The following is a 9,431-nucleotide window of genomic DNA, read 5'->3' as shown; positions in this document are numbered from 1 at the left end:
GCCCTGTCCGGCGGGCCGGGCGGAGGCGGCGGCACCGGGGGCGGAACGGCCGACAGGGCCACCGGGGCATGCGGCGCCCGTGGCGCCGGCCCGGCGGGCCGCGCTCGCGGGGTGCTGCCCGGTGGTGGATGTGCCCTCGGACGGCTGGTCGTCGCGGTTCGCGGGGCCGGTGGGGACCTGGGGGCTCCTGGGCTCCGGGGCCTCCCGCCGGGGGCGCGTGCGTTCCTGGGGCCGGGCAGCGAGCGGCTGCCGGCCTTCGTGGGAGGTGGGCTGCTCCGTCACGCGTGGGATTCCGTCCGTCCGGGCCGGTGGGGCGATGCGATCGCTCTGTCAGGCGCTATACCCGTTCTGGGAGCGCCATGGACAAGGGACGTCGGATCCGTGCTCACCTCGGGCACGGTTCCACCCCCTTGCGGATGACTAACGGTCAGTTCATGTCCGTTGCTCGGGCGTTGCTCCTGGCGACTCCTGGCGCGGGCCGCGGTGGCGTCCGGCGGAGGACGATCCTACGGTTTCCTGCCGGGGGTGCATCAAGGGTCTCATGGAGCCGTGCGCGCCGGGGTGCGATCCCAGTCGGCGGGCAGCGCCGGAACGCCCCAGCGCGGGTCGGGCCGCCAGTCCTCCCAGCCGTCCGCGAACGGCGTCCCCCAGGCCCGGATCAGCTCGACGGCGGCCGCGCCGGCCTCCCGAACCCGCTCCGCCTGTCCGGCGTCCATCAGCCCCGTGCGCTGCGCCTGGGCGAACTCGTCCTCGTCCCGCCACAGCCAACTGCGGTCCGGGTAGACCGAGATGTCCAGGAAGTGGTCCTCGGAGTCCACGCCGCCGGACCACCGCACGTGCGGCGCCTCCAGGTTGACGTACCAGCTGCGGAACTCCCAGCCGTGCTCCCAGAACAGCCACACCGACCACGGGTCGCCGGGCCGCGCCAGCTTCAGCACGCCCATGCCGGCCCACGGCGCGCGGGCGGTGGTGCGGGGCGCGGTGTAGCGGGTCGCGAGCGGCTCGTCGTGCACCGGGCTGCCGTCCAGCAGCACCGGCTTGACGCACTCGGTGCCCGGCGCCATCCAGACCGCGAGCAGCTCGTCGGTGTCCTGCACGACGGTCACCGGACGGCAGATGTGGACATGCCCGTCCCCGTTGTCGCGGTAGCGCCACAGGATCCGGTCCCCCGGCGCCCACCGCGCCGCCTCCGGTGCTCCAGGCTCCGCCTCTGTTCCTGTCGTGTCCGCTGTCATGCGCAGATCTTAGGGCCGCCCCACCCGGTACGTCCGCGACTCCGGTCACCGACGTCGCAGGTCACGGGTGCGGCAGCCACGGGTCACGGGCGGGTCATACGCAGGACGTCCAGGGCCCGGTCCAGCTCCTCCAGCGTCAGGTCGCCCCGCTCCACGTACCCCGACTCCAGCACCACCTGCCGGATGGTCTTCCGCTCCGCCAGCGCCCGCTTCGCGACCTTCGCCGCCTCCTCGTATCCGATGTACCGGTTCAGCGGTGTGACGACGGACGGCGAGGACTCCGCGTACTCCCGCGCCCGCTCCGCGTTCGCGGTGATCCCGTCGACCGTCCGGTCCGCGAGCAGCCGCGCCGCGTTCGCGAGGAGCCGCACCGACTCCAGCAGGTTCTTCGCCATGACCGGGAGCATCACGTTCAGCTCGAAGTTCCCGGCCGCGCCCGCCGTGGCGACCGTCGTGTCGTTGCCCGTCACCTGTGCGGCCACCATCAGAACCGCCTCGGGGACCACCGGGTTGACCTTCCCCGGCATGATCGACGAGCCGGGCTGGAGATCGGGGAGGCTGATCTCCGCGAGGCCGGTGCGGGGACCCGACGCCATCCAGCGCAGATCGTTCGCGATCTTGGTGAGGGACACCGCGACGGTACGGAGCTGGCCCGAGGTCTCGACCAGCGCGTCCCGCGCGCCCTGCGCCTCGAAGTGGTCCCGCGCCTCGGTCAGCGGCAGGCCCGTGACCCGCGCGACCTCCGTGATGACCGCTGCGGAGAACCCGGGCGGCGTGTTGATGCCGGTCCCCACCGCCGTACCGCCCAGCGGCAGTTCCGCCAGCCGTGGCAGCGCCGCCCGCAGCCGCTCCGCCCCGTAACGCGTCTGCGCGGCGTAGCCGCCGAACTCCTGGCCGAGCGTCACCGGGGTCGCGTCCATCAGATGCGTCCGCCCCGACTTGACGACCTCCGCGAACTCGGCCGACTTCCGTCCCAGCGACATGGCCAGATGTTCCAGGGCGGGGATGAGGTCTTCGGTCACGGCCGCCGTCGCCGCGATGTGGATGGAGGACGGGAAGACGTCGTTCGACGACTGCGAGGCGTTGACGTGGTCGTTCGGGTGCACGGCACGGCCGTCGAGGCGTTCGCTCGCCAGGGTGGCCAGCACCTCGTTCATGTTCATGTTGGACGAGGTCCCGGAGCCCGTCTGGAACACGTCCACCGGGAACTGGTCGTCCCACCGGCCCGACGCCACCTCTCCGGCCGCCTCCCGCACCGCCTCCGCGATGTCCGGGTCCAGCACGCCCAGCTCGGCGTTCACCCGGGCCGCCGCGGCCTTGACCTGGGCCAGGGCCGCGATGTGGGCGCGCTCCAGGCGCTGCCCGGAGACGGGGAAGTTCTCCACCGCCCGCTGGGTCTGGGCCCGCCACTTGGCGTGGGCGGGCACGCGTACCTCTCCCATGGAGTCGTACTCGGTCCGGTACCCGTTCCGGTCCTGCTCCTGGGGCTCGCCTGCGTCACTCATGATCGACCCTCAACTTTTCCGTGTTGTCCGGGAGTTGTGAGCACTTGTCCTGTTCCCTCTATTCCCAAGTGCGTTACCAGCCAGTAAAAACCGTGGGTAACCCCACTTCCAGGAGGCGCAATGGCGCGCACCAGACCACGACTCGGATGGGCGGTCGCGACGGCCGCCGCGTTCGCGGCCGTGCTCGGCGGGATGTCCGCTCCCGCCGCCACGGCCGAGTCCCCTCGGACGTCCTCCCGCACCGCCGGCTCCGCTCCGCTCCCCGCCGAGTTGGAGAAGATCCGCGCCGCCGAGGCCGTCGCCCTCTACGGCAGCCCCGGCGAACGCCCGGTCGAAGAGCGGAAGAGCGCGCTGATCTCCCTCGGTGACAGCGAGATCAGCGGCGAGGGCGTCGGTACGTACGAGCCCGGCACCGACGGCCCCGACAACTGGTGCCACCGCTCACCCGACGCGGCCATCCACCGCACCGGAATCCCCGCCGACATCACGTACAACGTCGCCTGCTCCGGCGCGTCCAGCGTCAACATCCGCATCGGCGGCTCCCCGCAGTACGCGGACGAACTGGTCCAGAGCGACAGCCTCGCCGTCAAGGCGCGCAACACCCGGGTCAAGATGGTCCTCCTGGTCGCCGGCGCCAACGACGACCTGCAGTTCGGGCCTGTCATGACCGACTGCGTGACGCGGTACGTCCTGCTCCAGGGGGCATGCGAGCCGAAGTACGCGCCCGGCTGGCAGTCGCGTGTCGACGGCCTCGTCCCCAGGATCGAGCAGACCGTCCGCGACCTGCGCACCGTCATGCGCGACGCGGGATACGGCGACGGTGACTACAAGCTGGTCGTCATGAGCTACCCGAGCCCCATCGGCCCGGACTTCCGCGACAACCCGAACTTCCCCGGCAAGCTCGTCTGCGGCGGCCTCGGATACGACTCCGACACCGTCTGGGGCCGCAACACCGCCGTCCCCGCGTTCGAACGCGGCGTCCGCCGGGCGGCGGCGAGCACCGGTGCGACGTACCTCGACGCGTCCCGGCTCTTCCACGGGCGTGAGGTCTGCATGGACGAGACCTGGGCCCGCGGCCTGTACATCGACGTGACCAAGTTCCCCTGGGACGAGAACTCCGTCCGCCAGTCCTTCCACCCGAACAGGGCCGGGCACGGCGCCTTCGCGTCCTGCCTGACGCAGCTGTACGCGGCCGGGGTGCGGGAGGCGAGCTGCGCGGACCCGGCGTCGACGGGGAAGCCGGTGCTGTGGGCCGGGGCGTGGGACGACAAGTTCGCACCGCTGAGGAACCCGGCGACGGGCAACTGCGTGGACGTCGAAGCGGCGACGAGCCGCAACGGCACGGGGGTCCTCGGCTGGCCCTGCCACGGGGGGCGCAACCAGGACTGGTGGTACGACGCGGAGCGCGGCTCGCTGCACACCGCGCTCACCCACGACCGCTGCCTGGACGTGCCGTCGGCCCGCTACGAGCCGGGCGCGGCGCTCATCGTCTGGAACTGCTCGGGCGCGCCGAACCAGAGGTTCACGCGCACGGAGGACACCCTGCGCCCGTCGGCCGCACCCGACCTGTGCGTGACCCTGGCGTCGGCCAGGTCCCCGCTGAGGCTCCAGCCCTGCGAGCTCGGCGCGGCGGGCCAGCAGTTCACCTAGCGGGCACCCTCTCCGGGCCGGCGGGCGGTGCCCCCCCCGGCCCGGGAAGGGGCGGGGCGGGGACTACCGGCCCGGACGCACCGGGATCGACGTGAACGTCGGCTGCGGCGCCGGGTCCTTGAAGAAGTCGTTGCCCTTGTCGTCCACGACGATGAACGCAGGGAAGTCCTCCACCTCGATCTTCCAGACCGCCTCCATGCCCAGCTCCTCGTACTCGACGACCTCGACCTTCTTGATGCAGTCCTGGGCGAGGCGTGCCGCCGGCCCGCCGATCGAGCCGAGGTAGAAGCCGCCGTGCGCCCCGCACGCATCGGTCACCTGCTGGGACCGGTTGCCCTTCGCCAGCATGACCTTCGAGCCGCCCGCCGCCTGGAACTGCTCCACGTACGAGTCCATGCGGCCCGCCGTCGTCGGGCCGAAGGAGCCGGAGGCGTAGCCCTCGGGGGTCTTCGCGGGGCCCGCGTAGTAGACCGGGTGGTCCTTCAGGTACTGCGGCATCTCCTCGCCCGCGTCCAGCCGCTCCTTGATCTTCGCGTGTGCGATGTCGCGCGCCACTACGAGCGGTCCGGTCAGCGAGAGCCGCGTCTTGACCGGGTACTTGGACAGCTCCGCGAGGATCTCGTCCATCGGCTGGTTCAGGTCGATCTCGACGACGTCCCCCGCCTCCTCGGCGAGGTGCTCGTCCGTCGTGTCTGGCAGGAACCGCGCCGGGTCCGTCTCCAGCTGCTCCAGGAACACGCCCTCGGCGGTGATCTTCGCGACCGCCTGGCGGTCGGCCGAGCAGGAGACCGCGATGGCCACCGGGCAGGACGCGCCGTGCCGCGGCAGGCGGACCACCCGCACGTCGTGGCAGAAGTACTTGCCGCCGAACTGCGCGCCGATGCCGATCTTCTGCGTCAGCTCGAAGACCTTCTCCTCCAGCTCCTTGTCACGGAAGCCGTTGCCGAGGACCGAGCCCTCCTCGGGCAGCTCGTCCAGGTAGTGCGCGGAGGCGTACTTCGCGGTCTTGAGGGCGTACTCGGCGGACGTGCCGCCCACCACGATCGCCAGGTGGTAGGGCGGGCACGCGGCCGTGCCGAGCGAGCGGATCTTCTCCTCCAGGAACTTCATCATGGAGGCCTCGTTCAGGACCGCCTTGGTCTCCTGGTAGAGGAACGACTTGTTGGCGGAGCCGCCGCCCTTCGCCATGAAGAGGAACTTGTACGCCCCGCCGTCCGTCGCGTACAGCTCGATCTGCGCGGGCAGGTTGGAGCCGGTGTTCTTCTCCTCCCACATGGTGAGCGGAGCCATCTGCGAGTAGCGCAGGTTCAGCCGGGTGTACGCGTCGTAGATGCCGCGGGACAGGGCCTTCTCGTCCTCGCCTCCGGTGAGGACGTTCTGGCCGCGCTTGCCCATCACGATCGCCGTGCCGGTGTCCTGGCACATGGGCAGCACACCCGCCGCCGCGATGTTCGCGTTCTTCAGCAGGTCCAGCGCCACGAACTTGTCGTTGGCGGAGGCCTCCGGGTCGTCGATGATCTTCCGGAGCTGGGCCAGGTGGGCCGGGCGCAGATAGTGCTGGATGTCGTGGATCGCCGCCTCGGCCAGCTTGCGCAGTGCCTCCGGGTCGACCTTGAGGAACGTCCGCCCGTCGGCCTCGAAGGTGGACACGCCCTCCTTCGTCACCAGGCGGTAGGGCGTGGTGTCCTCTCCCAGGGGGAGCAGATCGGCGTACGCAAACTCTGGCATGACGGCCATTCCTCACTCGGCAGACAGCGGCGCGGCCTCCCTTGGCAACGCGTCCACAAGCCTAGAACGCTCACGGGCGGCACAGCTTGTGAGGTAGGGCTCACCTGTCGGTGAGGTCGGGCCACCCCGGCTCGTACGGTACTAGTCGCGATCTATCGCGTTTGGCTAACCTGGGCGGGTGGACCTCGAAAAGCAGCCCCAGAAGCAGTCCGAGACGCCCGCCGGGACGCCGGCCCCGCAGCCCGACCGGGCCCCGGCCCCGGCTCCGGCCGCGGCGATCCGGGCCTCGGACGCCGACCGCGACCGGATCGCGGACATCCTCCGCGAGGCCATGGCCGAGGGGCGGCTCGACGCGGCCGAGCACGCGGAGCGTATCGACGCCGTGTACCGGGCCAAGACGATGGGCGAACTGGAGCCGCTCGTACGGGACCTCCCGGCGGCCCGGCCGGGCCCGGCCGCGGCGCCGGCGCCGCAGTCGTACGGCTATGCCGACGAGGCGGCGGACGCTACGGCGGAGAAGCTGATCGCGGTCTTCTCCAGCAACACCCGCCGGGGCCGCTGGCGCATCGGCCCCCGCACCGCCGCGTTCTCCCTGTTCGGCAACATCGAGATCGACCTCACCGAGGCCACCTTCACCCAGCGGCTCACCACCATCAACGCCACCTCGATCTTCGGCAACGTCGAGGTGTACGTTCCCGAGAACATCACCCTGCGCGGCAACGGCACGGGTGTGCTCGGCAACTTCGAGGTGGTCAGCCTGGAGGCGTCGGACCCGGAGGCGCCGGTCGTGGTCCTCAACGGCTATTCGGTGTTCGGGAACGTCGAAGCCAGGCCCAAGCGCGGCAAGTGGATCAAGGACCTGCTGCCCCGCAGCATGCGCAAGCACCTGGACAGCTGAGCGGAGTCCGTGCGGGAGCATCGAGTTTCGGCCGTCCCGCCGTCCGGCCCCTGGAACCTCACGCCACGCAGTGCATAGGCGTGCGTACAGCGGGTAGGGCTTGCAGCATCGTCTCTCTCGCTCCCGTAAGCCGTCGTCAGGAGTAGACCGTGCTGCAACTGCCGCATCAGACCCTCCAGATCGCCGCCGTCCCGGCCCAGCGCGTTCCGGCGCGGGAGGATGACGCCGGCCCCTGGCACACGGAGGCGGTGTGCCGCCGGGATGAGGCGGGACTGTTCTTCGCGCCGTCGAAGGAGCCGACGGCCGCCCGGCTGGCCCGGGAGGAGGCCGCGAAGCGGGTCTGCGCCCGCTGCCCGGTCATGGTCGAGTGCCGCGAGCACGCGCTGCTCCAGCCGGAGCCGTACGGGGTGTGGGGCGGGCTGACGGCCGCCGAGCGCCGCGTGGTGCTGGCCCGCCGCAGGCGCCGTGAGATCGAGCTGAAGAAGGCCGCGTCGGCGGAGCAGCGGATCGCCGCCGCCGGCTGACCCGCGCGGACGGCGACGGACGCGGGTACGGCCTGTACGAGAAAGGGGCGCTCCCACCGCACTGGGGGCGCCCCTTATTCGTCACATGCCGACCGGGCTGATGATCAGAGCGCGCAATCGTTCCTGCGTCTCGCCGCGTTCCTGTGCCTCGCCGTGCGTCACTTCGCGCGGTCGAAGTCGATCTGGCTGTACGCGCGCAGCTTCGACAGCCGGTGCGTGGAGTCGATCTGCCGGATCGTGCCGGACTTCGAGCGCATGACGAGCGACGAGGTGCTGGCGGTCTCCGCGCGGTAGCGCACCCCGCGCAGCAGTTCGCCGTCCGTGATGCCGGTCGCGACGAAGAACACGTTGTCGCCGCTGACCAGGTCGTCCGTGGTCAGCACACGGTCCAGGTCGTGGCCCGCGTCGAGGGCGCGTGCCCGCTCCTCGTCGTCCTTCGGCCACAGCTTGCCCTGGATGACACCGCCCAGGCACTTGATCGCGCAGGCGCTGATGATGCCCTCGGGCGTACCGCCGATGCCCATGAGCATGTCCACGCCGGTGCCCTCGCGGACGGCCATGATCGAACCGGCCACGTCGCCGTCCGAGATGAACTTGATCCGGGCGCCGGTCTCCCGGATCTCCCTGACGATGCCCTCGTGGCGCGGGCGGTCCAGGATGACGACGGTGACGTCCTCGGGCGCGGAGTTCTTCGCCTTGGCGACCCGGCGGATGTTGACCGAGACGGGGGCGTTGATGTCCACGTAGTCGGCGGCCTCGGGGCCGGTGACCAGCTTGTCCATGTAGAAGACCGCGGACGGGTCGAACATGGTGCCGCGGTCGGCGGCGGCGAGCACGGCGATCGCGTTGGGCATGCCCTTCGCGGTGAGCGTGGTGCCGTCGATCGGGTCCACGGCGATGTCGCACTCGGCGCCGGTGCCGTCACCGATGCGCTCGCCGTTGAACAGCATCGGAGCTTCGTCCTTCTCGCCCTCGCCGATGACGACGACGCCGTTCATCGAGACGGTGGAGACGAGGGTGCGCATGGCGCGTACGGCGGCGCCGTCGGCACCGTTCTTGTCGCCGCGGCCCACCCAGCGGCCGGCGGCCATGGCGGCGGCCTCGGTGACCCGGACCAGCTCCAGGGCCAGATTGCGGTCGGGGGCCTCGGGAGAGACCTCGAGTTCGGTCGGCAGTTGATGCTCGGTCATCGGAGCGCACCTTTCTGTACGGCGACGGCCGGAGGTGAAGAGGGTGCTGTGACTCTATCGCCAGGTCGACAAATTGAGCAGAGGGGCCCACGTATGAGCACGCCGCCCTGATGCGACCATAGGGGGCGTGGCAGGTATGCGAGGCAAGCAGACGGTGCGTGGGATGTTCCAGTCGATGGCGGTCATCTGCGCCGCCGCGGCGGTGATCTACATGTTCGTCCCGCACGACGAGAACGTGGACCCGATCCAGCCCGTGGACTACAGCGTCGAGCTGGTGACGGCCCAGCGGGCGGCACCCTACCCGGTGGTCGCGCCCGAGGGCCTGCCGGAGGACTGGCGGGCGACCTCGGTCTCGTACCGGCGCACGGCCGACAACGCCTGGCATCTGGGCTACCTGACACCGGAGCGCGAGTACGTGGCGGTGGAGCAGGCGACGGCGGCGGAGGCGGAGAAGTACATCGCCAGGGTCACGCGCGGAGCGTCCGCCACGGACGGGCGGGAGCGGATCGCGGACCGCGAGTGGGAGCGCTGGGAGGGCGAGAAGTACGACGCGCTGGTCCTCCGCGACGAGAAGGCGACCACGGTGGTCATGGGTACGGCGTCCTTCGAGCGCCTCACGGAGATGGCGAAGGCGCTGAGGCCGGGCGCCGCGCTCTAGCCGTGCTGTCCGGCGCCCGGAGGGCGGCCGCCCCGAAGCGCTC

General features: G+C 71.1%; 8 protein-coding genes and 1 pseudogene. 4 read left to right on the top strand and 5 right to left on the bottom strand.

What is annotated here, in order from left to right; genetic code table 11:
• The 3 genes and pseudogenes from I3F58_RS11400 to I3F58_RS11390 form a co-directional block, all read right to left on the bottom strand.
• A pseudogene (locus I3F58_RS11400) lies at positions 1 to 282 on the bottom strand (serine/threonine protein phosphatase); the annotation flags it as partial.
• Between the two features lie 257 nt (positions 283 to 539).
• Positions 540 to 1,235, bottom strand: a complete 696-nt coding sequence (locus I3F58_RS11395; RefSeq protein WP_240108205.1) for a DUF402 domain-containing protein — start codon at positions 1,233 to 1,235, stop codon at positions 540 to 542.
• Positions 1,236 to 1,318: 83 nt separating this feature from the next.
• A complete protein-coding gene (locus I3F58_RS11390; protein WP_240108204.1) occupies positions 1,319 to 2,740 on the bottom strand; it encodes an aspartate ammonia-lyase in 1,422 nt (473 codons plus the stop codon).
• Positions 2,741 to 2,860: 120 nt separating this feature from the next.
• Here I3F58_RS11390 and I3F58_RS11385 point away from each other — a divergent pair, with 120 nt between their 5' ends.
• Entirely contained in the window at positions 2,861 to 4,390 is a 1,530-nt protein-coding gene (locus I3F58_RS11385; protein ID WP_240108203.1) for a ricin-type beta-trefoil lectin domain protein, read from the top strand.
• 63 nt (positions 4,391 to 4,453) lie between these two features.
• On the opposite strand, the gene I3F58_RS11380 is transcribed toward I3F58_RS11385, so the two are convergent.
• Positions 4,454 to 6,127: a fumarate hydratase gene (locus I3F58_RS11380; RefSeq protein WP_240108202.1), complete on the bottom strand. Its 1,674-nt coding sequence runs from the start codon at positions 6,125 to 6,127 to the stop codon at positions 4,454 to 4,456.
• A gap of 169 nt (positions 6,128 to 6,296) precedes the next feature.
• On the opposite strand from I3F58_RS11380, the gene I3F58_RS11375 reads away from it, so the two are divergent.
• A complete protein-coding gene (locus I3F58_RS11375; protein WP_240108201.1) occupies positions 6,297 to 7,016 on the top strand; it encodes a DUF1707 domain-containing protein in 720 nt (239 codons plus the stop codon).
• 149 nt (positions 7,017 to 7,165) lie between these two features.
• Positions 7,166 to 7,540: a WhiB family transcriptional regulator gene (locus tag I3F58_RS11370; protein ID WP_240108200.1), complete on the top strand. Its 375-nt coding sequence runs from the start codon at positions 7,166 to 7,168 to the stop codon at positions 7,538 to 7,540.
• 158 nt (positions 7,541 to 7,698) lie between these two features.
• Here I3F58_RS11370 and glpX read toward each other — a convergent pair whose 3' ends face one another.
• Positions 7,699 to 8,730 carry a class II fructose-bisphosphatase gene (gene glpX, locus I3F58_RS11365; protein ID WP_240108199.1) on the bottom strand — a complete coding sequence of 344 codons (1,032 nt, stop codon included), beginning with the start codon at positions 8,728 to 8,730 and terminating at the stop codon, positions 7,699 to 7,701.
• Between the two features lie 136 nt (positions 8,731 to 8,866).
• On the opposite strand from glpX, the gene I3F58_RS11360 reads away from it, so the two are divergent.
• Positions 8,867 to 9,388 (top strand): DUF4245 domain-containing protein, encoded by a 522-nt coding sequence (locus tag I3F58_RS11360; protein WP_240108212.1) that lies wholly within the window; start codon positions 8,867 to 8,869, stop codon positions 9,386 to 9,388.
• Positions 9,389 to 9,431 lie beyond the last annotated feature (43 nt).

The organism is Streptomyces sp. MUM 203J, assembly GCF_022414595.1.
Lineage (GTDB): Bacteria > Actinomycetota > Actinomycetes > Streptomycetales > Streptomycetaceae > Streptomyces.
This window is presented reverse-complemented; position numbering and strand designations above follow the sequence as displayed.

Coding starts and splice junctions, on each gene's coding strand:
- I3F58_RS11395 (WP_240108205.1), bottom strand. CDS start 1,235: ATGACAGCGGACACGACAGGAACAGAGGCGGAGCCTGGAGCACCGGAG.
- I3F58_RS11390 (WP_240108204.1), bottom strand. CDS start 2,740: ATGAGTGACGCAGGCGAGCCCCAGGAGCAGGACCGGAACGGGTACCGG.
- I3F58_RS11385 (WP_240108203.1), top strand. CDS start 2,861: ATGGCGCGCACCAGACCACGACTCGGATGGGCGGTCGCGACGGCCGCC.
- I3F58_RS11380 (WP_240108202.1), bottom strand. CDS start 6,127: ATGGCCGTCATGCCAGAGTTTGCGTACGCCGATCTGCTCCCCCTGGGA.
- glpX (WP_240108199.1), bottom strand. CDS start 8,730: ATGACCGAGCATCAACTGCCGACCGAACTCGAGGTCTCTCCCGAGGCC.
- I3F58_RS11360 (WP_240108212.1), top strand. CDS start 8,867: ATGCGAGGCAAGCAGACGGTGCGTGGGATGTTCCAGTCGATGGCGGTC.